27 protein-coding genes are annotated in these 24,788 nt (G+C 70.5%); 16 read left to right on the forward strand and 11 right to left on the reverse strand.

Features of this window, described 5'->3' with window-relative positions; translation table 11 throughout:
• Positions 1 to 47: 47 nt before the first annotated feature.
• Positions 48 to 596, reverse strand: coding sequence for an RNA polymerase sigma factor (locus tag OG381_RS22720; protein WP_327717924.1), 549 nt, complete (start codon positions 594 to 596; stop codon positions 48 to 50).
• 111 nt (positions 597 to 707) lie between these two features.
• Between OG381_RS22720 and OG381_RS22725 the strand changes: the two genes are divergently transcribed.
• The 5 genes from OG381_RS22725 to OG381_RS22745 are packed head-to-tail and all read left to right on the forward strand — an operon-like array spanning position 708 to position 4,777.
• Complete coding sequence (locus OG381_RS22725) at positions 708 to 1,124, forward strand: GntR family transcriptional regulator (protein WP_307028909.1); 417 nt, start codon at positions 708 to 710, stop codon at positions 1,122 to 1,124.
• Positions 1,121 to 2,020: an ABC transporter ATP-binding protein gene (locus OG381_RS22730; RefSeq protein ID WP_327717925.1), complete on the forward strand. Its 900-nt coding sequence runs from the start codon at positions 1,121 to 1,123 to the stop codon at positions 2,018 to 2,020. Before OG381_RS22725 ends, OG381_RS22730 begins: the two co-directional genes overlap by 4 nt.
• Entirely contained in the window at positions 2,017 to 2,988 is a 972-nt protein-coding gene (locus OG381_RS22735; RefSeq protein WP_327717926.1) for an ABC transporter permease, read from the forward strand. Before OG381_RS22730 ends, OG381_RS22735 begins: the two co-directional genes overlap by 4 nt.
• Entirely contained in the window at positions 2,985 to 3,821 is an 837-nt protein-coding gene (locus OG381_RS22740; protein WP_327717927.1) for a hypothetical protein, read from the forward strand. The genes OG381_RS22735 and OG381_RS22740 overlap by 4 nt, the downstream gene beginning before the upstream one ends.
• Positions 3,818 to 4,777, forward strand: coding sequence for a hypothetical protein (locus tag OG381_RS22745; RefSeq protein WP_327717928.1), 960 nt, complete (start codon positions 3,818 to 3,820; stop codon positions 4,775 to 4,777). Before OG381_RS22740 ends, OG381_RS22745 begins: the two co-directional genes overlap by 4 nt.
• Before the next feature lie 102 nt (positions 4,778 to 4,879).
• Here OG381_RS22745 and OG381_RS22750 read toward each other — a convergent pair whose 3' ends face one another.
• Positions 4,880 to 5,056 carry a hypothetical protein gene (locus tag OG381_RS22750; RefSeq protein WP_327717929.1) on the reverse strand — a complete coding sequence of 59 codons (177 nt, stop codon included), beginning with the start codon at positions 5,054 to 5,056 and terminating at the stop codon, positions 4,880 to 4,882.
• Positions 5,057 to 5,141: 85 nt separating this feature from the next.
• Positions 5,142 to 5,306, reverse strand: a complete 165-nt coding sequence (locus OG381_RS22755) for a hypothetical protein (RefSeq protein WP_327717931.1) — start codon at positions 5,304 to 5,306, stop codon at positions 5,142 to 5,144.
• Between the two features lie 247 nt (positions 5,307 to 5,553).
• Between OG381_RS22755 and OG381_RS22760 the strand changes: the two genes are divergently transcribed.
• The 7 genes from OG381_RS22760 (at position 5,554) to pstB (ending at position 13,729) form a co-directional block, all read left to right on the forward strand.
• Positions 5,554 to 7,911, forward strand: coding sequence for an RNA degradosome polyphosphate kinase (locus OG381_RS22760; RefSeq protein ID WP_327717932.1), 2,358 nt, complete (start codon positions 5,554 to 5,556; stop codon positions 7,909 to 7,911).
• Complete coding sequence (locus OG381_RS22765) at positions 7,892 to 8,947, forward strand: CHAD domain-containing protein (RefSeq protein ID WP_327717933.1); 1,056 nt, start codon at positions 7,892 to 7,894, stop codon at positions 8,945 to 8,947. Before OG381_RS22760 ends, OG381_RS22765 begins: the two co-directional genes overlap by 20 nt.
• Positions 8,948 to 8,972: 25 nt before the next feature.
• Entirely contained in the window at positions 8,973 to 9,395 is a 423-nt protein-coding gene (locus OG381_RS22770; protein ID WP_327717934.1) for an NUDIX hydrolase, read from the forward strand.
• A 233-nt stretch (positions 9,396 to 9,628) separates the two neighbouring features.
• On the forward strand, positions 9,629 to 10,753 hold the full coding sequence (gene pstS, locus OG381_RS22775; RefSeq protein ID WP_327717935.1) for a phosphate ABC transporter substrate-binding protein PstS: 1,125 nt from the start codon (positions 9,629 to 9,631) through the stop codon (positions 10,751 to 10,753).
• Positions 10,754 to 10,863: 110 nt separating this feature from the next.
• Entirely contained in the window at positions 10,864 to 11,868 is a 1,005-nt protein-coding gene (gene pstC, locus OG381_RS22780; protein ID WP_327717936.1) for a phosphate ABC transporter permease subunit PstC, read from the forward strand.
• Entirely contained in the window at positions 11,865 to 12,911 is a 1,047-nt protein-coding gene (gene pstA / locus OG381_RS22785) for a phosphate ABC transporter permease PstA (protein WP_327717937.1), read from the forward strand. Before pstC ends, pstA begins: the two co-directional genes overlap by 4 nt.
• A gap of 41 nt (positions 12,912 to 12,952) precedes the next feature.
• On the forward strand, positions 12,953 to 13,729 hold the full coding sequence (gene pstB / locus OG381_RS22790) for a phosphate ABC transporter ATP-binding protein PstB (RefSeq protein ID WP_327717938.1): 777 nt from the start codon (positions 12,953 to 12,955) through the stop codon (positions 13,727 to 13,729).
• Between the two features lie 117 nt (positions 13,730 to 13,846).
• On the opposite strand, the gene OG381_RS22795 is transcribed toward pstB, so the two are convergent.
• The 3 genes from OG381_RS22795 to OG381_RS22805 form a co-directional block, all read right to left on the reverse strand.
• Positions 13,847 to 14,269, reverse strand: coding sequence for a hypothetical protein (locus tag OG381_RS22795; RefSeq protein ID WP_327717939.1), 423 nt, complete (start codon positions 14,267 to 14,269; stop codon positions 13,847 to 13,849).
• Positions 14,270 to 14,366: 97 nt separating this feature from the next.
• Positions 14,367 to 15,365, reverse strand: coding sequence for an inorganic phosphate transporter (locus OG381_RS22800; RefSeq protein WP_327717940.1), 999 nt, complete (start codon positions 15,363 to 15,365; stop codon positions 14,367 to 14,369).
• Positions 15,366 to 15,370: 5 nt separating this feature from the next.
• Entirely contained in the window at positions 15,371 to 15,991 is a 621-nt protein-coding gene (locus tag OG381_RS22805; RefSeq protein WP_030043659.1) for a DUF47 domain-containing protein, read from the reverse strand.
• A gap of 213 nt (positions 15,992 to 16,204) precedes the next feature.
• Here OG381_RS22805 and OG381_RS22810 point away from each other — a divergent pair, with 213 nt between their 5' ends.
• Positions 16,205 to 16,546 (forward strand): metal-sensitive transcriptional regulator, encoded by a 342-nt coding sequence (locus OG381_RS22810; protein ID WP_327717941.1) that lies wholly within the window; start codon positions 16,205 to 16,207, stop codon positions 16,544 to 16,546.
• A 69-nt stretch (positions 16,547 to 16,615) separates the two neighbouring features.
• Here the strand turns inward: OG381_RS22810 and OG381_RS22815 are convergent, their stop codons facing one another.
• Positions 16,616 to 16,795: a hypothetical protein gene (locus OG381_RS22815; RefSeq protein ID WP_046262891.1), complete on the reverse strand. Its 180-nt coding sequence runs from the start codon at positions 16,793 to 16,795 to the stop codon at positions 16,616 to 16,618.
• 97 nt (positions 16,796 to 16,892) lie between these two features.
• A complete protein-coding gene (locus OG381_RS22820; protein ID WP_327717942.1) occupies positions 16,893 to 17,735 on the reverse strand; it encodes a hypothetical protein in 843 nt (280 codons plus the stop codon).
• A 506-nt stretch (positions 17,736 to 18,241) separates the two neighbouring features.
• Here OG381_RS22820 and OG381_RS22825 point away from each other — a divergent pair.
• Positions 18,242 to 19,804 carry an FAD-binding oxidoreductase gene (locus OG381_RS22825; RefSeq protein ID WP_327717943.1) on the forward strand — a complete coding sequence of 521 codons (1,563 nt, stop codon included), beginning with the start codon at positions 18,242 to 18,244 and terminating at the stop codon, positions 19,802 to 19,804.
• A gap of 26 nt (positions 19,805 to 19,830) precedes the next feature.
• Here OG381_RS22825 and OG381_RS22830 read toward each other — a convergent pair whose 3' ends face one another.
• The 3 genes from OG381_RS22830 to OG381_RS22840 form a co-directional block, all read right to left on the reverse strand.
• Positions 19,831 to 20,535, reverse strand: coding sequence for a phosphatase PAP2 family protein (locus OG381_RS22830; protein ID WP_327717944.1), 705 nt, complete (start codon positions 20,533 to 20,535; stop codon positions 19,831 to 19,833).
• Positions 20,536 to 20,732: 197 nt separating this feature from the next.
• The gene (locus OG381_RS22835) at positions 20,733 to 21,740 is read right to left on the reverse strand and encodes a C40 family peptidase (RefSeq protein ID WP_327722529.1); all 1,008 of its coding nucleotides are present in this window, start codon (positions 21,738 to 21,740) and stop codon (positions 20,733 to 20,735) included.
• Between the two features lie 68 nt (positions 21,741 to 21,808).
• The gene (locus OG381_RS22840; protein ID WP_327717945.1) at positions 21,809 to 22,525 is read right to left on the reverse strand and encodes a trypsin-like serine peptidase; all 717 of its coding nucleotides are present in this window, start codon (positions 22,523 to 22,525) and stop codon (positions 21,809 to 21,811) included.
• Between the two features lie 138 nt (positions 22,526 to 22,663).
• On the opposite strand from OG381_RS22840, the gene OG381_RS22845 reads away from it, so the two are divergent.
• A complete protein-coding gene (locus OG381_RS22845) occupies positions 22,664 to 23,917 on the forward strand; it encodes an RNA polymerase subunit sigma-70 (RefSeq protein WP_327717946.1) in 1,254 nt (417 codons plus the stop codon).
• 77 nt (positions 23,918 to 23,994) lie between these two features.
• Positions 23,995 to 24,771: an SDR family NAD(P)-dependent oxidoreductase gene (locus OG381_RS22850; RefSeq protein ID WP_327717947.1), complete on the forward strand. Its 777-nt coding sequence runs from the start codon at positions 23,995 to 23,997 to the stop codon at positions 24,769 to 24,771.
• Positions 24,772 to 24,788 lie beyond the last annotated feature (17 nt).

The following is a 24,788-nucleotide window of genomic DNA, read 5'->3' on the forward strand; positions in this document are numbered from 1 at the left end:
CCGGCCGTGCTCCCGGCCCCGCAGACCCTGTTCGCTCACGTGCCTGCTCATGCCAGTGCCTCCCGCAGTTGCTTACGGGCCCGCATCGCCCGCGTCTTGACCGTGCCCGGCGGGATCCCCAGGACGACGGCCGCCTCGCGGGTGGTCAGCCCGTCGATGACCGTCGCCTGGAGGACCGCCCGGAGCTCGGGTGAGAGCCGGACCAGGGCGCCCGCGAGGTCTCCGTGCTCAACCCCCGCGAGCACGCGTTCCTCCGCGGACGCCTCGTCCCGGTGGCGCAGCCTGGCCAGTGCCTGCCGCAGCCTGCCCCGCGCCCCGTCGCCGCGCAGCGCGTCGACGAGCCGCCGCGAACCGATGCGCCACAGCCACCCGGCCGGATCCCCGGTGGCTCCGTCCTCGCGGTAGCGGGCCTTGCCCCGCCAGATCGCGAGGAACGTCTCCTGCACCACGTCGTCGACGACCCCGGCGTCGGCGCACCGGCCGCGCAGCCTGGCCGTCAGCCAGGGCGCGAACCGCCGGTACAGCTCCTCGAAGGCGCGCCGGTCCCCGTCCGCCGCGGCCCGCAGCAGCTCCCCGTCGCTTCTCGTCTCGCTCACATCACCCTCATCGCACCAGCCCCGCCGATCGGTTCACAGGATCGCTCTTGACTTTCCGACCCACCTTGCACCACCCTTTCACTACTCAATTAGTGAAAGGGTGGTGCACGGGTGGTCGAGTACCGCATCGACCGGCACTCCGGGGTCGCCACGTACGTCCAGATCGTCCAGCAGACCAAGCAGGCCCTCCGGCTGGGCCACCTGGAACCGGGCGACAAGCTCCCGACGGCGCGCGAGGTAGTGGAGGCCACCGCCATCAACCCCAACACGGTCCTGAAGGCCTATCGCGAACTGGAGCGCGAGGGACTGGTCGAGGCCCGGCGCGGCCTCGGCACCTTCGTGCGCCGCGGCCTCGGCGCCGCCACCGCCGACTCGCCCCTCCACTCCGAGCTCGACGGATGGACCCAGCGGGCCCGCGCGGCCGGCCTCGACCGGGACGACGTGGCCGCGCTCTTCACCGCCGTACTCGACAAGCACTTCCTGGACAGAAACGGCCAGGACCAGCACAGCCAGGGAGCCCCCTCATGACCGACACCGCCCTCGAGGCAGCCGCGCTGGGCAAGCGCTTCGGCCGGCTGCGGCGGTCCGCCGGATGGGCCCTGCGCGACTGCACCTTCACGCTCCCCACCGGCCGCGTCTGCGCCGTCGTCGGCCCCAACGGCGCGGGCAAGTCCACCCTGCTCGCCCTCGCCGCCGGCCTCATGGCCCCGAGCGAGGGCAGCCTCTCCGTCCTCGGCGGGCCCGCCGGAGCGGCACGCGCACGTGTGGGCTTCGTCGCCCAGGACAAGCCGCTCTATCCCCAGCTCAGCGTCGCCGAGACACTCCGCATGGGCGCCGACCTCAACCCCGGCCACTGGGACGCGCGCGCCGCCGAGCGGATCGTGGCCGGCGGCGAGCTCGACCCCAAGGCCCGTATCCGCGCCCTGTCCGGCGGCCAGCGCACCCGGGTCGCGCTCGCCCTCGCGCTCGGCAAACAGCCCGAACTTCTGCTGCTGGACGAGCCGATGGCCGACCTCGACCCGCTGGCCCGGCACGAGCTGATGGGCGTCCTGATGTCCCAGGCGGCCCAGCACGGCACCACGATCGTCATGTCCTCGCACGTCGTCGCCGAGCTGGAGGACTCCTGCGACCACCTGCTGCTGATCGGCGGCGGCCGGGTCCGCCTCGCCGGGGAGATCGACGAGCTGCTGGAGACGCACACGCGCGTGTCGGCATCCGCGGACACCGTCCTCGACCCGCACACGGTCGTCGAGTCCCGCACCACGGGCCGCCAGCTGTCCGCCCTGATCCGCCCGGCCGCCCCGCTCCCCGCCGACTGGCGCACCAGCGCGCCCTCCCTGGAGGAGCTGGTCCTGTCCTACCTGCGCAACCCCGAAGCGGCCGGAAGGACGGCCCTGTCGGGAGCCGAGGAGGTCTCGGCGTGAGCGCCCTCACCGCGCCCCACCTGAACCGGTGGCTGATACGGCTGCACCGACCGGCCCTCTTCGTCTGGACCGTCGTCCTCCTCGGCCTCGGCAGCGCGCTGATGTGCCTGTGGGGCCCGCTGGCCGACGCCTCCGCCGAGGCCTGGCAGCAGCACTACGCCTGCGCGTCCACCGGCCCCTGTCTGTACGACCAGGCCGCGGTCCTGCGCTACAAGCACGTCTACGACTACGCGACCATCGCGGTCCTGGCCATCCCCTTCCTCGTCGCCGCCTGGGCGGGAGCCGCCCTGACCGGCCGTGAACTGGAGCAGCGCACCGCGCAGCTGGCGTGGACCCAGGGTCTGACCCCGACCCGCTGGCTGCTCGCGAAGCTCACCCTCCCGGCCGCCCTGGTCACCGCCGGCACCGGCCTCCTGGTGCTGCTGCACCACGGGATGTGGTGGGCGTCCGAGGGCCGGATCGGCAGCGCCAAGTCCTGGTACGACCCGCCCACCTTCTACGCCGGCGGCCCGATCACCGTCGCCCTCGCCCTGGCCGGCCTGTTCGCCGGCGCCTTCGCGGGCGTGCTGCTGCGCCGCTCGCTGGCCGCGCTGGGCGCCGCCGTCGTCGCCGTGGGCGCGCTGTGGGCCGGTGTCCACCAGGCACTGCCCCACCTGTGGACAACGGTGACCAGCGTGTCGAGCCTGGAGAGCGACCTGCCCGTGGGCAACGGCGTGGACGTGTCGACAGGCCTGCTCACCGCCGACGGCGAGCGCCTTCCCGACCCGTTCTGCGGCAGCACGATCGACCCGCAGTGCGAGCGGCTCTACGACCGTCTCGGCGCCGTCAGCTGGTACCACGACTACCACCCGCTCTCCCACTACTGGCCCCTGCAGCTGACCGCCTCCGCGATCGTGCTCGCCGTCGCCGCCCTGCTCGCGCTGGCCGCGTTCCGCGTGATGGCCGTACGCACGAGAGGCCTGTCATGATCCGGGGCGTGCTGCGGCTGCACCGCGCGGCACTGATCGTGTGGACCGTGTTCGTGCTGGGCTCGGTGGCCTGGCTGGTGTGGCTGACCGAGGTCACCGCCGACGACGTACGGGCGGCCCTGGACGCCTGCCGGGACACCCCCGCGGCCTACTGCGGCTTCGAGGCCTCGCACGACTACAGCGGCCCGATGGGCTGGACCAGCACCTTCATGTACTACGCCTTCTGGGCCGTCGCCGCCTGGTCGGCCGGCGCGCTGATCGGCCGTGAACTGGAGTCCGGCACCGCGCGGCTGGCGTGGACGCAGGACGTCTCGCCGACGCGCTGGCTGGCCGCCAAGCTCGCGGTGCCGGCGCTGGTCCTGATCGCCGGCGGCGCGCTCTTCGTCCCCGTCTTCCGCTGGGCCTGGTCGGCCCACCGCGAACTGATGGGCGACGACTGGGGCTTCGCCGACGTGTTCGCCGCCCGCGGCCCGCTCGTCGTGGCCTACGGCCTGTGCGCCCTCGCCGTCGGCGCGCTCACCGCGCTCGTCGTCCGCCGCTCACTGCCCGCGACGGCGATCGCGGTCGCCGCGGTGATCGTGCTCAACCGGTACGTGGAGAAGTACCGCGACGCGTACTGGCCCACGGCCGACAGCGACGGACGCGAACTGCCCGCCACCGTATGGCAGCTGGGCGACGGCACCTACCACCCGCAGTCCCACTTCTGGCCGCTGCACCTCGTCGAGACCGGCATCGTCCTCGCCGTCGCGGCCCTGGCCACCCTCGCCGCGTTCCTCCTGCTCCGCCACCGCACCCACCCCGCTCGCACGCCCCGCCAGGAGTCCCCCGCATGACCGCATCCGTCGCCACGGCCCCACCGCGTCCCCCGGCCACCGGCCGCACGGTGCTGCGCCTGCACCGCGCCGCCCTGATCGTCTGGGTGCTCGTGGCCGTCGCCGCCGCGCTGGCCCTGCTGTGGGCGTACGGCCCCGGCGCGGAGTCCGCCGAGACAGCGTGGCGGCGCAACTGCCCCGTCGGCGACGACTGCATGTGGGACACCACGCTCAACGGCTACTACCGGACCGTCATGCTCGCCAGGTGGGCCATCGTCTACCTGCCCTATGCCGTCGCCGCCTGGGCCGGTGCCGTCGTCGGCCGCGAACTGGAGTCCGGCACCGCGCGGCTGGCGTGGACCCAGGGCGTGACGCCGACCCGCTGGCTGGCCGCCAAGCTCGCCGTCCCCGCGGCCCTGCTCACCGCCGGCACGGCCGTACTGGTCCTGCTGCACCGCATGGTCTACAACGCGAACGAGTTCCCGCTGGACTGGGCCTGGTACGACGACAACACGTTCACCGCGAACGGCACCCTGGCCCTCGCCCTGCCCCTGCTCGCCCTGGCCGTCGGCACCCTCGCGGGCCTGCTCCTGCGCCGCGCCCTGCCGGCCCTCGCCGTGGGCCTCGCGGTCACCGTGCTCGTGGAGTACGCCGCCGACACCGTCACGCCCCACCTGTGGCCCTGGCAGACCGCCCGCGAAGGTCTGCGGTCGGGCCCCGGGACCCCGCAGAACGTCCTGTGGGGCGACCAGGGGGCCCTGACCGCCACCGGTGAACGGATTCCGATCCCGGACTGCGGCGACAGCATGAAGTGCTTCACCGACCACGGCGTGACCGGCTACTACCTCGACTACCACCCCGCCGCCGACTTCTGGCCCCTCCAGCTCATCGGGACCGGCATCGTCCTCGCGGTCGCGGCGGCCGCGGTGGGTACGGCGTTCTGGCTGCTGCGCAGGGGAACGAGGGCGGCGGCATGAGCGCGCTCTCCGTCCCCAGGTCCGCGCCCGCCGTCCGCGGTGTGCTGGCCCGCACCGCGCCGCACTGGCCCTCTGGCTCACGGCACTGGCCGCCGCAGCGGTCTACCTGGTCTGGCTGCACGCCCTCGCGGACGAGGCCCGCGCAGGCGTCGGCACCTGTGCCTGTGCCGTACCGCAGCAGAGCGGCCTGCCGCTGTGCTCGGCCGTCGAGGCGATCACCGCCGACGTGCCGTACAGGGACGGGATCGCCCAGGTCACCAGCGCGCCGGCGCTCGTCATGTTCCCCGCGGCCCGCTAGGCCGGTGCCGTCATCGGCCGGGAACTGGAGAACCGCACCGCCCTGCCGGCCCGGACGCAGGGCGTGTCACCGGCCCGCCGGCCGGCCGCCAAGCTCGCCGTCCCGGCGGTCCTGCTCGCCGCCGTCGCCCACGCCCTCGCGGGCCTCGCCCTCGGCGGCCTCGCCAGCCTGCTGACCGGGCGGGCCCTGGCCGGGGCGGGGGTGGCGTTCGCGGCCTGTCCGGTCCTCCACAACCTGGTGGACCGCTTCCGCGAGGACCTGTGGCCCACGCTCACCCGTCGCGGCGCCTTCGAGCCGCCGCGCCGCCGCGCCGCCGCACGGCCTAGAACCTCCGGACCGCACGTCCTCCCACGGGGGTGGGGGACGTGCGGTCCGGACATGCGTTCGGGGCGCGCGGATGCCCGGGATCCGCCCCCCGGTGTCCCGCACGCCATGTCTTTGTAACCAATGGTTCAGACAGACTTGCGAGGCTCGGCGAATGAAGCCCGCCGTGCCCGAGCCTTCGCCACCACCCGAGGGACCCGCGCGGAACGGAGTCGCCGCGCTCCCGCCCGCGCTCTCCGACGCGCCTGTCTCGCCCCTGGCGCGGAACAATGGGTCCATGAGCCAGCCCAACATCCAGGCAGCACAGGTCCAGCACGCGCAGCCCTCCGTGGGCTCCATAGCCGCGCACCGCCCGCACACCGTGGCGGCGGCGGTCTCCGACCTGGAACCCGACATCGACGCCGACCTCGACGCGTACGAGGAGTCGCCCTTCGATGGACCGGATCTCCCGCAGGGTCGTTTCCTCGACCGGGAGCGCAGCTGGCTCGCCTTCAACGAGCGCGTCCTGGAACTCGCCGAGGACCCGAACACGCCCCTGCTCGAGCGGGCGAACTTCCTCGCGATCTTCGCCAGCAACCTGGACGAGTTCTTCATGGTCCGGGTGGCCGGTCTGAAGCGCCGTATCGCCACCGGCGTCGCCACCCGCTCCGCCTCCGGCCTCCAGCCGCGCGAGGTGCTGGAGATGATCTGGGCCCGCTCCCGCGAGCTGATGGCCCGGCACGCCGCCTGCTACCACGAGGACGTCGCCCCCGCACTCGCGGAGGAGGGCATCCACCTGGTCCGCTGGAACGAGCTCCAGGAGAAGGAGCAGGCCCGCCTCTTCACCCTGTTCCGGCACCAGATCTTCCCGGTCCTGACCCCCCTGGCGGTCGACCCGGCGCACCCCTTCCCGTACATCTCGGGTCTCTCGCTGAACCTCGCGGTCATCGTGCGCAACCCCGTCACCGGCCACCGCCACTTCGCCCGCGTCAAGGTCCCGCCGCTGCTGTCCCGCTTCCTGGAGAGCTCCCCCGGCCGCTACGTCCCCATCGAGGACGTCATCGCCGCGCACCTGGAGGAGCTGTTCCCGGGCATGGAGGTGCTGGAGCACCACGCCTTCCGCCTGACCAGGAACGAGGACCTGGAGGTCGAGGAGGACGACGCCGAGAACCTCCTCCAGGCCCTGGAGAAGGAGCTCATGCGGCGCCGCTTCGGGCCGCCGGTGCGCCTGGAGGTGGAGGAGTCCATCGACCGCGAGGTCCTGGACCTGCTGGTGCGCGAGCTGAAGATCTCCGAGGCCGAGGTGTACCCGCTGCCGGGTCCCCTGGACCTCACCGGTCTCTTCCGCATCGCCTCCCTCGACCGGCCCGAGCTGAAGTACAAGAAGTTCATCGCCGGCGTCCACCGCGACCTGGCCGAGGTCGAGTCCGCGTCCGCGCCCGACATCTTCGCGGCCCTGCGCGCCCGTGACGTGCTGCTGCACCACCCGTACGACAGCTTCTCGACGTCCGTGCAGGCCTTCCTCCAGCAGGCGGCCGACGACCCGGACGTCCTCGCCATCAAGCAGACCCTGTACCGGACCTCCGGCGACTCCCCGATAGTCGACGCGCTCATCGACGCCGCCGAGGCCGGCAAGCAGGTCCTCGTCCTGGTCGAGATCAAGGCCCGCTTCGACGAGCACGCCAACATCAAGTGGGCGCGCAAGCTGGAGGAGGCGGGCTGCCATGTGGTCTACGGCCTGGTGGGCCTGAAGACCCACTGCAAGCTGTCGCTGGTGGTGCGCCAGGAGGGCGAGACGCTACGGCGCTACAGCCACGTCGGCACCGGCAACTACCACCCCAAGACGGCCCGCCTGTACGAGGACCTGGGCCTGCTGACGGCGGACCCACAGGTCGGCGCGGACCTCTCGGACCTGTTCAACCGTCTCTCGGGCTACTCCCGCCGCGAGACCTACCGCCGTCTCCTGGTGGCCCCCAAGTCCCTTCGGGACGGTCTGATCTCGCGGGTCAACAAGGAGGTCCAGCACCACAAGGCCGGGCGCCCGGCGTTCATCCGCATCAAGGTCAACTCGATGGTCGACGAGGCGCTCATCGACTCGCTCTACCGCGCGTCCCAGGCCGGCGTGCCGGTCGACGTGTGGGTGCGCGGCATCTGCGCGATCCGCCCCGGCGTCACGGGCCTGTCGGAGAACATCCGGGTCCGCTCGATCCTCGGCCGCTTCCTGGAGCACTCCCGGGTCTTCGGCTTCGGCAACGGCGGGGAGCCCGAGGTGTGGATCGGCAGCGCCGACATGATGCACCGCAACCTCGACCGCCGTATCGAGGCGCTGGTCAGGGTGACCGACCCGGCCCACCGGGCGGCGCTCAACCGGCTCCTGGAGACGGGCATGTCCGACGCCACGTCCTCCTGGCACCTGGGCCCGGACGGCGAGTGGGAGCGGCACGCGACCGACGCGGAGGGCCAGCCGCTGCGCAACGTCCAGGAGATGCTCATAGACGCCCGGAGGCGCCGGCGTGGCACAGCAACACCTTGAACCGACGGAACCCGTGGCCGGTCGCGTCGGGCCGGTGACGGGGGAGGCCCTCGCGGGTTACCTCCGGGCCCAGGCCACGGAGTTCCTGCGCGCCCTGCGACTGCACCGGGAGTCCGGTGCGGTCGCCGGCGGCGGCGCGGTGCCCCCCGTCGACGCGGCCCGGGCCCTGCGCCGCTCGGCCCGCCGCATCAGCGGCAGCCTCCACACCTTCCGGCCGCTCCTGGAGGCGGACTGGTCGGAACGGATGCGGCCCGAACTGGCGTGGGTGTCGGGCACGCTGGCGTCGGAGCACGCGTGCGAGGCGCGGTTGGAGAGACTGCTGCTGGCGCTGCACAGGCTGTCGGGGGCGACGGCGTTCCCGGCGCAGGGGGCCGGCGGGACAGTCGCCACGGCCCCGCCGGCGTCCTCCCCGGACCGCGGCAACCTCACGGTGGGCGCGGCGAAGGCGGGCGCCCTCCTGGACCGCCAGCTGACCCTGGCCCGGACCCGGGCGCACTCCACCGCCCTCCAGGCCCTCGGCTCCTCCCGCTTCCACGCGGTCGCCGACAACATCGCCGTACTGGCCAGCGAGGTGCCCCTCACCCCCGCGGCCCCCTCCACCGATCTCCACCCCCTGGCCCGGGCCGCCGAGGACCGCCTCAAGGACGCCGCGGCCGCCCTCCCCCTGGTCACCGCGGGCCACCCCTACAACGCGGAGGCCCTCGTCCACGGCCTCTCCCCGGACCCGGCCCCGCACCCCCAGGACGCCCCCTGGCACCAGGTCCGCCTGCTGCTGCGTCTGCACCGGTACGCCCGCGAGGTCCTGCGCGGCGACCTGACCGAGGTACGGCTGCTCGCGGCCGGCGAGGCACTCGACCGGCACCGCGACGCGTCCGAGGCCGCCGCGGCCGCCGCGCAGGCGGCCCGCACGCCCCGGATCGCGCCGGCGACCGCCTACGCCCTCGGGGTGCTCCACGCCGACCAGCGCCACGAAGTGGAAGCCGCCAGGTTCGCCTTCCAGCGTTCGTGGCAGATGGAACCCGTCAGCACCTCGTAGCCGACACGGAGGCGGTGAGCCCTCGGTGAGCTCTCCCGGCAACAGCACCGTCCAGGCGGCGGGCTGCGTCCTGTGGCGCCGCTCGCCCTTCGACGGCGAGCTGGAGATATGCCTCGTCCACCGGCCGAAATACGACGACTGGTCGCACCCCAAGGGCAAGCTGAAGCGGGACGAGGACCCCCTGGCGGGCGCCCTGCGCGAGGTGGCGGAGGAAACCGGCTACCGGGCGGTGACCGGTGCCGAGCTGCCCACGATGCGCTACATGGCGAACGAGCGCCCCAAACAGGTCCGCTACTGGGCCGCCGAGGCCGTCGACGGCGCCTTCACCCCGAACAGCGAGGTCGACCGCATCCTGTGGCTCTCCCCGACGGGAGCCCGCAACCGCCTGACCCAGCCGAGGGACCGCACACTCGTGGACGCGCTGCTGGCCTCGCTGCACCTGACCTAGCCCGGAATCTCGTCGTGTCCTCGACGTAAGCCTTCCGTGACCTAACCGCACCTTCCGCAGGGGTTCACCCCGCGTTCATTTACGCCAGTCGGCGCCTTCACCTGATCTGCCTAATTTCGGCCTTACGCGGTGCGGACCGCTCCTCGGAAGAACATCTCGAAGACGTGTCCGCATCACCCAGTCTTCGCACGCCGCCGGATTCAGGACGGCGGCTCTCGGAAGGAACTCCCTCAGTGAAGCTTCAGCGCAAGAACCGGCGAGCCCTCGCTCTCGGCGCGATCGCCGTCTCCGGCGCCCTGGCCCTCACGGCGTGCGGCTCCGACGACACCGGCTCCTCGGACGGCGGAAGCAACGCCACCGCCGCCAACAGCTCGATCAAGTGTGACGACGCCAAGGGTCAGCTGCTCGCCGACGGCTCCTCCGCGCAGAAGAACGCCATCGACGCCTGGGTCAAGCAGTTCACGGCCGCCTGCTCGGGCGTCCAGATCAACTACAAGGGCGGCGGCTCCGGCGCCGGCGTCACCGCGTTCACCCAGGGCCAGGTGGCCTTCGCCGGTTCGGACTCCGCGCTGAAGCCCGAAGAGGTCACCGCCTCCAAGTCGGTCTGCAAGGGCGGCCAGGGCATCGACCTGCCGATGGTCGGCGGCCCGATCGCGGTCGGCTTCAACGTCCCGGGCGTGGACAAGCTCGTCCTGAACGCCGAGACGCTCGCCAAGATCTTCGACAGCAAGATCACCAACTGGAACGACAAGGCGATCAAGGCGCTCAACCCCGACGCCAAGCTCCCCGACCTGAAGATCCAGGCGTTCCACCGCTCCGACGAGTCCGGCACCACGGACAACTTCACCAAGTACCTGATCGCCGCCTCCCCGGCGAACTGGAAGTACGAGGGCGGCAAGGCCTGGCAGGCCAAGGGCGGCCAGTCGGCCTCCGGCTCCTCCGGTGTCGCCCAGCAGGTCAAGCAGACCTCCGGCGCCATCTCCTATATGGAGCTGTCGTACGCCAAGGACGGCATCGTCCCGGTCACCATCGACACAGGCGCCTCCGCCCCGGTCGAGGCCACCGTCGAGAACGCCACCAAGGCGATCGCGGCCGCCCAGGTCGTCGGCACCGGCAAGGACCTGTCGCTGAAGCTGGACTACGCGACCAAGGCCGACGGCGCCTACCCGATCACCCTGGTCACGTACGAGATCGTCTGCGACAAGGGCAACAAGGCCGACAGCCTGCCCGCCACGAAGGCGTTCCTGCGCTACATCGCCTCCGAGGACGGCCAGGGCGTGCTCGCCGAAGCCGGCTACGCCCCGATCCCCGACGACATCATCGCCAAGGTCCGCACCACCATCGAGGGCCTGAGCTGATCCCGCGTGCGGTCCGGTCCAGGGCCTGAAGCCCCGGACCGGACCGCACCGTCCGGTGCACCGCCGCCAGGAGCCGTACAGCCGTACGACTCCGCAGACCGGAGAACCCGATGGACACCACACAGATAGCTGACACTCCTCCCCCCGCCCCGCAGCCCACCGTGACCGAGCAGAAGGCCGCGGCCCGTGGCGCCACCCGCCCCGGCGACCGCGTCTTCCTCGCCCTGTCCCGCGGTTCGGGCATCTTCCTGCTGGTGATCATGGCCGCGATCGCGGTCTTCCTCACCTACCGCGCGTCCCTCGCGATCAGCAAGGACGACGGCAACTTTCTGACCACCTTCGAGTGGAACACCGGCCTCAACCCGCCGGTCTTCGGCATCGCGGTGCTCGCCTTCGGCACGGTCGTCTCCTCGATCGTCGCCATGGCCATCGCGGTCCCGATCGCGGTCGCCATCGCGCTGTTCCTCACGCACTACGCCCCGCGCAAGCTGAGCGGCCCGATCGCCTACGTGATCGACCTGCTCGCCGCCGTCCCGTCCATCGTGTACGGCCTGTGGGGCGCTCTGGTCCTCGTACCGAACATGACCGGCCTCTTCGGCTGGCTGGACACCTACCTCGGCTGGACCGGCATCTTCTCCTGGCAGGGCGGCGCGCCCCGCTCGATGCTGACCGTCGGCATCCTGCTCGCGATCATGATCCTGCCGATCATCACCAACGTCAGCCGTGAGGTCTTCCGGCAGACACCGCGGATGAACGAGGAGGCGGCCCTGGCGCTCGGCGCCACCCGCTGGGAGGTCATCCGCATCTCGGTGATCCCCTTCGGCCGCTCCGGCGTGATCTCCGCCTCGATGCTCGGCCTCGGCCGCGCGCTCGGCGAGACGATGGCCGTCGCGACCGTGCTCTCCCCGACCTTCGACATCCAGGCCAGCCTGCTCGACCCGGGCGGCGGCACCTTCGCGCAGAACATCGCCAGCAAGTTCGGCGAGGCGACGGAGTTCGGCCGTGACGCGCTGATCGCCTCCGGTCTGGTCCTGTTCGTCATCACCCTGCTGGTCAACGGCGCGGCCCGCGCGATCATCGCCCGCCGCAAGGAGTACTCGGGGGCCAACGCATGAGCACCGCAACCGTCAGCACCCTGCGCGGTGCCCGTCTGCCCAAGTGGTCCCCGTTCGCCATCGCGGCGGGCTCGATCGCCGTCGCGGTCGGCATCGGGCTGGGCGCCGGCCTCGACAGCGAGGTCCAGTGGGGCCTGATCGCCGCGATCCTCTTCCTCGTCGGGACCTACGGCATCGCCGCCCGCGTCGAGGGCCGCCGGCAGGCCAAGGACCGGATCGCCACCTCGCTGGTCTGGGTCTCCTTCCTGATCGCCCTCATCCCGCTGGTCTCCCTGATCTGGGTGACGGTCGCGCGCGGGGTGAAGGTCCTGGACGTCTACTTCCTGACCCACTCCATGGGTGTGGTCGCCGACACCGAGCCGGGCGGCGGCATCTACCACGCCATCCTCGGCAGCCTCGAGCAGGTCGGCCTCGCCACGATCATCGCCGCTCCGATCGGGGTGCTCACCGCGATCTACCTGGTGGAGTACGGCCGGGGCAACCTCTCCAGGGCCATCACGTTCTTCGTCGACGTCATGACCGGCATCCCGTCGATCGTCGCGGGCCTCTTCATCCTCAGCCTCATGCTGATGTTCGAGATGCAGCCCTTCGGGTTCGCAGGCTCGCTGGCCCTGGCCATCCTGATGATGCCGGTGGTCGTCCGCTCCACCGAGGAGATGCTCAAGCTCGTCCCGAACGAGCTGCGCGAGGCCTCCCTGGCCCTCGGCGTCCCGAAGTGGCGCACGATCCTGAAGGTGGTCCTGCCGACCTCGATCGGCGGTATCACGACGGGCATCATGCTGTCGGTCGCCCGTATCGCCGGTGAGACCGCTCCGGTTCTGCTGCTGGTGTTCGGTAACCCGTTCATCAACAACAACCCCTTCGAGGGCGCGCAAGCCTCGCTGCCGCTGTACATCTACCAGCAGTACGCGAACAGCGCGGGCTCCGGAGCGGCGTACGACCGCGCCTGGGCGGCGTCACTGACGCTGATCGCCTTCGTGATGATCCTCAACCTGGTGGCCCGCGGCATCGCCCGCTGGAAGGCCCCCAAGACCGGTCGCTGACGCGGCCTCTCGGCGACTGAATCTCTGGAAGTGACGTAATCATGGCCAAGCGAATCGACGTAAGCGGACTGACCGCCTACTACGGCTCCCACAAGGCGATCGAGGACATCTCGATGACCGTCGAGCCCCGCTCGGTGACGGCCTTCATCGGCCCCTCCGGCTGCGGCAAGTCGACGTTCCTGCGCACCCTGAACCGGATGCACGAGGTCACCCCCGGCGGCCGTGTCGAGGGCAAGGTGCTCCTGGACGACGAGGACCTGTACGGCAGCGGCATCGACCCCGTGTCGGTGCGCCGCGAGGTCGGCATGGTCTTCCAGCGCCCGAACCCGTTCCCCACCATGTCGATCTTCGACAACGTGGCGGCGGGCCTGCGCCTGAACGGCTCGTACAAGAAGGCCCAGCTCGCGGACACCGTGGAGAAGTCCCTCAAGGGCGCGAACCTCTGGAACGAGGTCAAGGACCGCCTGAACAAGCCGGGCTCGGGCCTGTCCGGCGGTCAGCAGCAGCGTCTGTGCATCGCCCGCGCGATCGCGGTCGAGCCGAACGTCCTGCTGATGGACGAGCCCTGCTCGGCCCTGGACCCCATCTCCACCCTGGCGATCGAGGACCTGATCGGCGAGCTGAAGGAGCGCTTCACGATCGTCATCGTGACGCACAACATGCAGCAGGCCGCCCGTGTCTCGGACCGCACCGCGTTCTTCAACCTCGCGGCGGTCGGCCAGCCCGGCAGGCTGATCGAGATCGACGACACGGAGCGCATCTTCTCCAACCCGTCGGTCCAGGCCACGGAGGACTACATCTCGGGCCGCTTCGGCTAGACCGGCGCCCGCCGAAGACCCCTCGCGGTGCTGCATGGCGGTGCCACCGCGAGGACGAAAAAGGGCCCGCCCCCTGGTGAACCAGGGGGCGGGCTCTGTTCATGCCGTGTGGGCGGTTTACGGCACGCCGTCGGCGTAGCCCTTGTACCACTCACTGCATGTGTTGGAGACGACGACACCGTCGTCCCGGAGGCAAACCTTGATGTAGACCGTGGCTGACTCAGCGAAGTCCTGGTTTGACGTGGAACACGTGTTACGGCCGCCCCCGTTGTAGTGCGAATTCACCGCACCGGTGGAGCTGAGCTTCCAGTAGCCGATGACGCCGGCACCGTCAGACGAGTTGTCGCAGATCTGGAAGTTGTCACCTTCCGTGACGAAGATCTCCTGGCCTGCGGCGGCCGGGTAATCACCGTACTTGTAGGTGATCACGTCATAGCTGTACTCCGCAGCCGAGGCAGGTGCGGCCACGTAGAGCATGGTCGCGGCCAGCACGCCAGCCGTACCTGCGGCAGACATCAGGCGCTTCCCCAGTACTGCCATGGAATCCCCTCCCTTGTCCAAACGAAGATCCATCGAACATGTGAACGCCATGCTGTCAGGAAAGGGGAAGAAGTGACGGAAGTTTTCGGCAACCGCCCTACAGGAACGCCAGATTCACGACACCGAACACACCCGCCGCGACCAGCGCCGCCGCCGGCATGGTGATGAACCAGCCCAGGATGATGTTCTTCGCGACACCCCACCGCACGGCGTTCACCCGCTTCGTCGCACCCACGCCCATGATCGCCGAGGTGATGACATGGGTCGTCGAGATCGGCGCGTGGAACACGAACGCGGTGGTGAACATGATCCCCGCGCCCGTAGTCTCCGCGGCGAAGCCCTGCGGCGGATCCAGCTCGATGATCTTCCGCCCGAGGGTCCGCATGATCCGCCAGCCGCCCGCGTACGTGCCGAGCGACAGCATCAGCGCACAGGCGATCTTGACCCACACCGGGATCGGGTCGCCGGCCTGTTCGACATCGGCGATGACGAGCGCCATCACCACGATGCCCATCGTCTTCTGCGCGTCCTGCAGACCATGACCGAGAGCCATGGCGGCCGCGGACACGGTCTGCGCGATCCGGAAACCGCGCTTGGCCTTGTGCGGGTTCGACTTCCGGAACATCCACATGATCGCGACCATCACCAGATAGCCGGTGACGATACCGACGATCGGCGACAGGAACATCGGGATGACGATCTTGTCGAGCACCCCGGACCAGATCACCCCGATCCCGCCCGCGAGTGCCGCTCCCACCATGCCGCCGAACAGCGCGTGCGAGGACGACGAGGGCAGACCGAAGTACCAGGTGACCAGGTTCCAGACGATCGCGCCGACGAGGGCGGAGAAGAGGATCCACATCCCCCTGTTGCCCTGCGGCGTCTCGATCAGGCCCTCACTCACGGTCTTGGCGATCCCGCTGCCGAGGAACGCACCCGCGAGGTTCATCACGGCCGCCATCGCGAGCGCGGCCCGCGGGGTCAGCGCACGCGTGGAGACCGAGGTCGCGATCGCGTTGGCCGAATCATGGAAGCCGTTGGTGTACGTGAAGCCGAGCGCGACGCCGATGGTCACGATCAGAGCGAAGGTGTCCACGTGGTTCAGGACTCCTTGACCGCGATGGTCTCCACGGTGTTGGCGACGTGTTCGAACGCGTCAGCCGCCTCTTCCAGCACATCCACGATCTGCTTGAGCTTCAGCACCTCGATGGCCTCGTACTTGCCGTTGAAGAGCATGGCGAGCAGCTTGCGGTGGATCTGGTCGGCCTGGTTCTCCAGCCGGTTGACCTCGATCCAGTACTCGGTGAGGTTGTCCATGGTGCGCAGGTTCGGCATGGCCTCGGCGGTGAGCTCGGCGGCCCGCGCCAACACCTCGATCTGCTGCTCGACGCCCTTGGGGAGTTCCTCGACGTTGTAGAGGACGACCAGGTCGACGGCCTCCTCCATGAAGTCCATGATGTCGTCGAGGGACGACGCGAGGTTGTAGATGTCCTCGCGGTCGAACGGCGTGATGAACGAGGAGTTCAGCTGGTGGAAGATCGCGTGCGTGGCATCGTCACCTGCGTGTTCCGCCGCCCGCATCCGCTCTGCGATCTCGGCCCGGCCGGCGGTGTCCGCCCCGAGCAGTTCCATGAGGAGCTTCGAGCCCGTGACGATGTTGTCCGCGGACGCGGCGAACATGTCGTAGAAGCTCGTCTCCCTGGGGGTCAGACGAAAGCGCACAAGGGGTCCTCGGGGTGCATGGGTTTCGGTCAGGCTGATGCTAAGTGCATCATCCGGCCACGGCTAATGGGCCGTCCCCCAGTGTCGCCCATCAGGCACAGTGGTCGGCACGGGGGCCGTCCGCAGGCCCTATACCCGCCAAAGTTGGGTACGATATACCCGGTAGGGGTATATGTTCTGCCCTCAGTTTGGCCCGCAGATGTGGAGGACGCCATGACGACCACCGAGGCCGGCACGGAAGTGCCCTCCGCGGAGACGGACCACGACCACGGGGTCCACGGGTACCACAAGCAGAAGGACGAGCACCTCAAGCGCCTGCGCCGCATCGAGGGCCAGATCCGCGGCCTTCAGCGCATGGTGGACGAGGACGTCTACTGCATCGACATACTCACGCAGGTGTCCGCCTCCACCAAGGCCCTGCAGTCCTTCGCGCTGCAACTGCTGGAGGAACACCTGCGGCACTGCGTCGCGGACGCGGCCGTCAAGGGCGGCGAGGAGATCGACGCGAAGGTGGAAGAGGCGACCAAGGCGATCGGCCGGCTGCTGCGCACGTGAGACGAACCAGGACGCAGGGCTGGCAGGGCTGGCAGGGCTGGCAGGGCTGAGGGGACGCCCCCGGGCGGCTCACGCGCCGGAGGCGTCCTCGCGCTCCTGGGCCACTTTCAGCACCTCGTCGATGCTCTCCAGGCTGAGCCTGTCCTCGTGGGCGGCCGAGGCCGCGATGATCAGGTCCCCGCACAGCTCGATCTCGGCGAGGGCCACGTGGTCCTGAACTGCCGTACCGCCGACCGGAGCCACGTGCATCACCTCTTCTCTGCCGTTACCGCTTCCTAGAGTAGGGAGCGGCCTACGCACCGCGCATGGCACGGACGGGCTAGTTCTTGACGCCCGTCACGGCCGCTCACTCCTCGGCGATCTTCCCGGCGTAGATGTCGTCGTCGTCCGGAAGCCGTACGTCGACGGCGACCCCGAAGTCGTAGAGCAAGGTCGTGGACGCGACCGCCACGGTCCCCTCCCGCTGCCCGTTGACGAAGCTGAACCGATGCCGGACCTTGCGGATCCGCCCGTCGTCGTCGAGGTAGACGTCGAAGGGGACCCGGTCCGTGGCGAACCCTTTCGCCGCCGCGCCGAGGGCGGACCTGTTCCCGGCGGAGGCGTCCCGGGCGGCGACGGTGAGATCGGCCACCCCCCGATAGTGCCGCACCTCCGTCCCCGCCACGTCGGTCTTCCCGACATAGGCCGCGGACCGCGTCCCCCGCAGCAACTCGGCGGCGGCGAACGGGTCGGTGGCGCCCCCGGTGACGAGATTCCCGTCCGACAGCGAGGCGGTCTCGACCCGCACCCACTTGTCGGAGGGCACCCCGGCGCCGCGGTTCTTCATGAACAGCGCGCCGGGAGCGAGCAGTTCGGTGATGGGCCGATGCTCGCTGGTCCCGGCGGGATCCTGCGGCAGCAGCACCTTCAGCTCACCGAGCCGGCGCCGATAGTCGTAGATCCCCTCCCCGCGAATGGTGACGCGGGTCCCCCCGGTCGCCATCTCCATGGAGGTCCGGGCCTTGGAACTGCGCGCCTCCACAAGCCGGTCGGCGGCAACACGCACCACCTCGACGGCGTCACCCGAGCTCCGTCCGTCCTCGGCGGCTACCCCGCTCCCCGAACACCCCGCGGCCCCGGCACAGAAGACGGCCACGACCCCCGCCACAACACCGACCCCGCCCGTCCGCCTCTGCTGCCGCTCCGTCATCGCCTGCCTCCGTCACGGACCCCCTGTCCGTTCCGCTAACGACGACCATGCGGAGCCCGTCACGCGCATACGAGCCCTTTACCCGGGCTCGGTAACGTTGTCGCCGTGGCACACCAGGACAGGGTCCCCCCGCCCCACGACTCCCCTGAACACCTGACGACGACAGTCGACCAGGGCCCCTTCTGCACAGCCCGCTGCACCTGCGGCTGGCGCGGCCCGGCAAGAAGAGCCAGAAGCCAGGCAAGAACAGACGCAAAACACCACACAGAGACATAAACAGCACACCTCTCAACGTCGGTCCGTGTCTTTGTTTTTCAGCCAGTCCGGCGTTTGAGGACGAGGCCCGTTCAGGGCCGACAGCGGGGGTCTGGGGGCGCAGCCCCCAGGGATGGGACGGGTAGGGGCGGCGGGGGCGAGAACCGCCCCACGCGCACCCCCACCGACCGGCACGATGGAACCCCCGACCCCACCACCTCGTCTCGTTCCACGAACCCTCAGGAGGCGACATGGAACGGCGTACGTTCATCGGCGGCGGCGTAGCCGCAATCGCCGCGGCGACCGCGACCGCGTGCAACGGCGACGACAAGGCCGACGCGGCACAGACGGCCACCGCCGCCACATCCGCACGTACGTCGACCAGAACCGGCACCACCGCCACCGCCCCCGCGAACTGGACCGCCCTCGCCCGCGACCTGGACGGCACCCTCGTCCGCCCGGGCGACACGAACTGGCCCACCGCCCACCAGCTCTACAACACCCGCTTCGACAACCTGAAGCCCGCGGCGGTCGCGTACATCGCCCACGCGGAAGACATCCGCACCGCCCTCGCCTACGCCCGAGCCCACCACCTCCACGTCGCGATCCGCAACGGCGGCCACTCCTACGCCGGCTGGTCCTCCGGCAACAACCGCCTGATCATCGACGTCTCGAAGCTCAACAAGGTCCGCAGCAGCGGCGGCACAGCGGTGGTCGGCGCCGGATCGAAACTCATCGACGTCTACCGTGCCCTGACCGCGAAGGGCGTCACCATTCCCGCCGGCTCGTGCCCCACCGTCGGCGTCTCCGGACTCACCCTCGGCGGCGGCCACGGAGTCGTCTCCCGCGCCTACGGCCTGACCTGCGACAGCCTCACCCAGGCGACGCTGATCACGGCGGACGGCAAGCAGCTCACCGCGAACGCGACCGAGAACAAGGACCTCTTCTGGGCGCTGCGCGGCGCGGGCAACGGCAACTTCGGCGTCGTCACCGAACTGCGCTTCAAGACCCACCCGGCACCCCAGGCGGTGAAGGCGTACATGTCGTGGCCGTGGGCGAAGGCCGCCGCCGTGACCAAGGCGTGGCAGGAGTGGGGCCCGGCCCAGCCCGACGAGATCTGGTCGTCCCTGCACCTGGCGGGCACCTCCGGCGGCCGCACCACGGTCTCCGTCGCCGCCTTCTCCCTGGGCACCTACGGGGAACTCCAGAACGCCGTGGACCGCCTGGCCGACAGGATCGGCGCCCCCGCGACCAGCGTCTCCCTCAAGCGCCTCTCGTACGAGGACGCGATGGAGGTCTACGCCGGCTGCTCCTCCTTCACCACGGACGCCCAGTGCCACCTGCCCGGCAAGATCCCGGGCCGCTCCCCGCAGGGCGCGCTCGGCCGGGAGACGTACGCCGCGAAGTCGGACTTCTTCGACCGCTCCCTGTCCACGGCCGGCATTCAGGCGATGCTCAAGCAGCTGGAGTCGGTGCGCGGCGGAGCCGGCGACATCGCGCTCACGGCCCTCGGCGGTGCCGTCAACCGCGTCTCCCCGACGGCCACGGCGTTCGTCCACCGCCGTTCCCGGATGCTGGCGCAGTACATCGCCGCCTGGAAGGCGGGCACGTCGGGCACGGCAGCCCAGTCCTGGCTGACCCAGGCCCACAACGCGATGAAGCCCTACGCGTCGGGCGCGGCCTACCAGAACTACACCGACCCGTCCCTGACGGACTGGCGCAAGGCGTACTACGGAGACGCGGCGACCAGGCTCTCGGCCCTGAAGAAGCAGTACGACCCGAAGGGTTTCTTCACGTTCCCGCAGGCCCTCTAGGGCGCCTCCAGGGCCTGTCCGGCGGGTCAGGCGGCGAGGTCGCGCTCCTCGGCGCCTGTGTCCTTCCGGGCGCCGGGGAGCAGGGTGTCCTGACCGTCGTGGGACTTCCCCCGGGCCCGGATCAGCCATCCCGCGCGCGGCGACCGCTCGATCGCCTTCATCAGCGGGGTGAGCAGGGCCATGGCCGGCGGGGACAGCAGCAGGGTCACGGCGGTGCCGAGGGCGAAGCCGCCGATGACGTCGGTCGGGTAGTGCACACCCATGTAGACCCGGCAGAAGCCCTCGAGCAGGGCGAGGCCGATGCCGAAGAAGCCGAACTTCCGGTTGGCGACGAACAGTCCGACCGCCATGGCCATGGTGATCGTGGCGTGGTCGCTCACGAAGGAGTAGTCGGTCTTGCCGGAGACCAGGACCTCGAGTCCCTCGTGCTGGAGGAACGGCCGGGGCCGCTCCACGAATCCTCGGATCGGCACGTTGACCAGCACGGCGACACCGGCCGCGAGCGGCGCCCAGACCAGCGCGGCCACGGACGAGGGCGCGTCCTCGCCGCCCCGCTTGCGCACGGACAGCCAGCACCACAGCACGAGCAGCACGGTGACCAGGAGGATCCCGTACTCACCGACGTACTCCATGACCCGGTCGAACCACACGGGTGCGTCCTTGGCCAGGCCGTTGATGTCGTAGAGCAGGTCGACGTCGGGGTTCGACCCGGATGCGGCGAGTCCAGCCATGGTGCTGCGGCCCCTTCGTCGGCTCTCCCGGCGCGCAGAGGTCGCGCGCCGCTGTTCCACCCCCGTGGTGTGTAGATCGCTACGAGAACAGGAACGCACGGTCCCCGTTAATACGTTCCACCCTCCACTGAATGATCACGCAGACGTTATCGAAGAGAGACACATCGCCGCAGCTCAGGGGGCAGGTTCACAGGCTGTCAGACCGTCGTGGGGAGCGCTTTCGCGCCATCTTCGGTGACGCGGGTGGCTCCGAAGTAGTCGGGGGTGTCGATCGGGTCGAACCGGATCACAGCACCTGTTCTCGGGGCGTCGATCATGTATCCGCCGCCGACATAAATCCCCACATGCCGGATGGCCCGGGAGTTGGTGAGGTCGTCCGAGAAGAAGACGAGGTCGCCGGGGAGCAGCTCGTTCCTGGCCGGATGCTGACCCGCGTTCCACTGGTCGTTGGCGACGCGGGGCAGCGTGATGCCGACACTCTCGTACGCGGCCTTCGTCAGCCCCGAGCAGTCGAACCGGCCACCGTCCTGAGCAGTACCGTCACCGCCCCAGAGGTAGGGCGTGCCGAGCTTCTTCTGCGCGTAGTAGATGGCTCCGGCGGCCTGCTTCGAGGGGTCCACGCGCGTGACGGGAGCGGCGAAGCTCTCCTCCAGCGTCGTGATCGTCTTCACGTAGTTCTGGGTCTCCTTGTACGGCGGCACACCCCCGTACTTGATCACCGCGTAGGCCCCCGCGTTGTAGGACGCGAGCATGTTCTTCGTGGCGTCCCCGGGGACGTCCTTCACGTACGAGGCGAGGGTGCAGTCGTACTTCGCGGCCGACGGAATCGCGTCATTCGGATCCCATACGTCGCGGTCGCCGTCCCCGTCGCCGTCGATTCCGTGCGTGGCCCAGGTCCCGGGGATGAATTGCGCTATCCCCTGCGCGGCCGCGGCGCTCTGCGCCTTCGGGTTGAACCCGCTCTCCTGGTACAGCTGGGCGGCGAGCAGCGCCGGGTTGATCGCGGTGCAGAGGTTGCCCCACTTCTGCACGAGGTTCTGATAGGCGGCCGGCACGGATCCCTTGGCCAGCGCCTTCGTGGCTCCGCCGACCCCGTTCGCGAGGTTCCCGGCGACGACGTACACACCGACGACGAGCAGCATCACGAAGCTGAGCCCCGCCCCGAGGACGGCACCCCCCACGAGCCATGCCTTACGCACCGTCAACCGCCCCTCGCTGCCCCGGAGTCCGACGCCCACGTCAGTTTAGGGGCGCCTTCGTCGTTCTGGGGCGATCATGCGGAAGGAGACTCCGTGGCGTCCCGGTACAGCCGAGCGGCCTCCCGCCCGAGCACCACGCTGTACGAGATGTCGGCGGTCGCCCCGCCCTGCTCGTGCCCGCCGAGCACCCCGACGACCTCCCCGTCCCCGTTGACCCACGGGCTGCCGCTGGTGCCGCCGCTGAAGCCGGGACAGTCGACGCGTTGCTGTGTACGGCTGTGCGCGAGCGGCTTGTCGGCGCAGCGGACCGGCGTCTCGCGGGCGTCGGGGTAGCCGGTGACGGTCACGCCGGTGGCGCCGGTGGCGGTACCGGTGGTGAAGCGGTTCCCCCCGACGAGGTCCTCGACGTCCTCGCCACGCCGCTCGGCCAGGGCCGCGAACGCCACGTCACTGTCCTCGTCCCACGCGTCGGGGAGGAACCGTCTGGTGACGCGCCACTTCCCGTACGGCGCCACGCCGTTCCGGTAGCCCGGCGCGAACACGAGGTCGTCCGTGTCCCCGTCCAGGCAGTGCGCGGCGGTGACGATGAGATCCCGGTGCGGGCTGTGCACGACGGACGCGGTGCAGAAGTGCTGCCCGCCGGAGAACAGCGCCCCCACCCGCACGGTTTCCGCGGTCGCGGTGGCGGTGACGGTGACCCCGAAAGGGCCGGGACCGTCATCGGCGGCGGCCTCGGAGGCGGAGGTGGCGGCGAGCAGTACGAGGACGGCGTAGAGAGGCGTGCGCTTCATCGGAACGCAGCCTTCCGCACGAAGGTGAGAACCGGGTCAGGCGCGCGTTAAAGGACGCCTGCCCGGACACCTACCCTGGCAGCGTTCTCCCCCGAGCAGAGGAGCCCTCATGCCCACGCTCATCGCGCGGCGAGCCGTATGACCGCCACCTGCCGGACCTGCGGACGCCCCATCGAGCGCACCGCGGGTCCCGGACGGACCGCCTCCTACTGTTCGCAGGCATGCCGGCAGCGGGCGTACCGGAAGCGGCGCGGCCCCGCCGCCAAGGAGCTGGTCTCCGACATCGGCGACCAGCTGAACCGGCTGCGGCTGGAACCCCCGGTCGTCTTCCACGCCGACGTCGAGGCCCTCCACACCCGGTTCGCGCAACTGCGGCGGCTCGCCCGGGAGGCCCGCACGGAAAACGTCACACCGGAGGGCGTGACGAATCCCGGCGAGGACGACTTCACGGCTCTCATCGAGGCCCACCGCAAGGAACTCCGGGTGCACTGCTACCGCCTGCTCGGCTCGTACGACGAGGCGGAGGACCTCACCCAGGAGACGTTCCTCAAGGCGTGGCGGGCGCGGGAGTCGATGGACGGGGTGGAGAACCCGCGCGCGTGGCTGTACCGGATCGCCACCAACGCCTGCCTGGACTTCCTCCGGAAGAACGACCGCCGCCCCACGCCCTACGAGCCCGTCCCCGGCATCGACTCGGGTGACGGCCCGCCGCCCCCGTCCATGCCCTGGCTCCAGCCCTTCCCGGACGACCAGCTCCCCGACGAGCCCGTCGCGCGGGCCGTGGCGAGCGAGACGCTGGAGCTGGTCTTCCTCACGGCGATCCAGCACCTTCCGCCGCGCCAGCGCGCCGCGGTGATCCTGCGGGACGTGGCGGGATGGTCGGCCCAGGAGACCGCCGACCTGCTGGAATCGTCGCTCGCGTCGGCCAACAGCGCGGTGCAGCGCGGGAGATCGGCGCTGCGGGAGGCGCTGCCGGGGCGGCGCGAGGACTGGTCGGCGGCCACCCCCAGCGCCGACGAACTGGCGCTGCTCCAGCGCTACATGGACGCCGTGGCCCGCGTGGACTTCGACGCCATGGCCGAGCTGGTCCGCGAGGACGCCGTGCTCACGATGCCGCCGAACCCGTTCTGGTTCACGACCCGCGAGGCCCTCTTCGCCTTCATCCGGCCGAACCTCGACCCGGCGTCCCCGATGTTCGTCGGGCACTGGCGTCACCTGCCCGTACGCGCCAACGGGCAGGTGGCGGTGGCCGGTTACCTGCGACGGCCCGGTACGACCGTCTTCCGGGGCCAGAACATCGACGTCCTGCGGATCGAGGACGGGAGGATCGCCGCGATCACCACCTTCGAGCCGCATCTGTATCCGGCGTTCGGTCTGCCGATGACTCTCTGAGGCGGCGATGAGTTTTCCGCGCGGGCACGTCCCATGAGTGACGGGCGCACACGGCGCCCCCCATTCAGGGAGTCATCATGCTGAACCTGCTGAAGAACAAGGTCGCGGTCGTCTACGGCGGTGCGGGTTCGCTCGGCGCGGGTGTCGCGAAGGCGTACACCGACGCCGGCGCGCGGGTCTTCCTCGTCGGCCGTACGGAGTCGACGCTGCGCAAGGTCGCGGAGGAGACCGGTGCCGAGTACGACGTACTGGACGCCCGTGACGAGACCGCCGTGGAGGCGCACGCGGCTTCGGTCGTGGAGCGGGCGGGCCGGATCGACATCTCCCTCAACCTCGTACCGCGCGGGGACTTCCAGGGCGTACCGCTGACGGAGATGTCGGTCGAGGACTACACGCGGCCGGTGGTGCAGGGCATCGCCTGCCAGTTCGTCACCGCACGGGCGGCGGCCCGCCGTATGACCGCACAGGGCTCGGGCGTGATCCTCTCCCTCGACAGCGGATCCGCCAACGGCAGCCCCATGATGGGCGGTACGGCCGCGGCCGACGGGGCGATCGACGCGCTGATCCGTCAACTGGCCGCGGAGCTCGGTCCGTCGGGCGTGCGGGTCTGCGGGATCTGGACGGCGGGCGTGACGGACACCCTCACCCCGGAGAAGCTGACCGCCGCCGGCGCCCCGGCCATGGACGAGACCGCCGTCCAGGGCATCCGCGCCCACCTCGACAGCCTCCGTATGACCAGGCGCTCCCCGCAGATCGCCGACATCGCCGCCCTGGCGACCTTCCTCGCCTCGGACGCGGGCGTCACCATCACGGGTACGTGGATCAACGCGACGGCGGGAATGTTCGCCAGCTGACGACCGGCCGGGCAGCG

The sequence above is a fragment of the Streptomyces sp. NBC_00490 genome (assembly GCF_036013645.1).
GTDB lineage: Bacteria > Actinomycetota > Actinomycetes > Streptomycetales > Streptomycetaceae > Streptomyces > Streptomyces canus_F.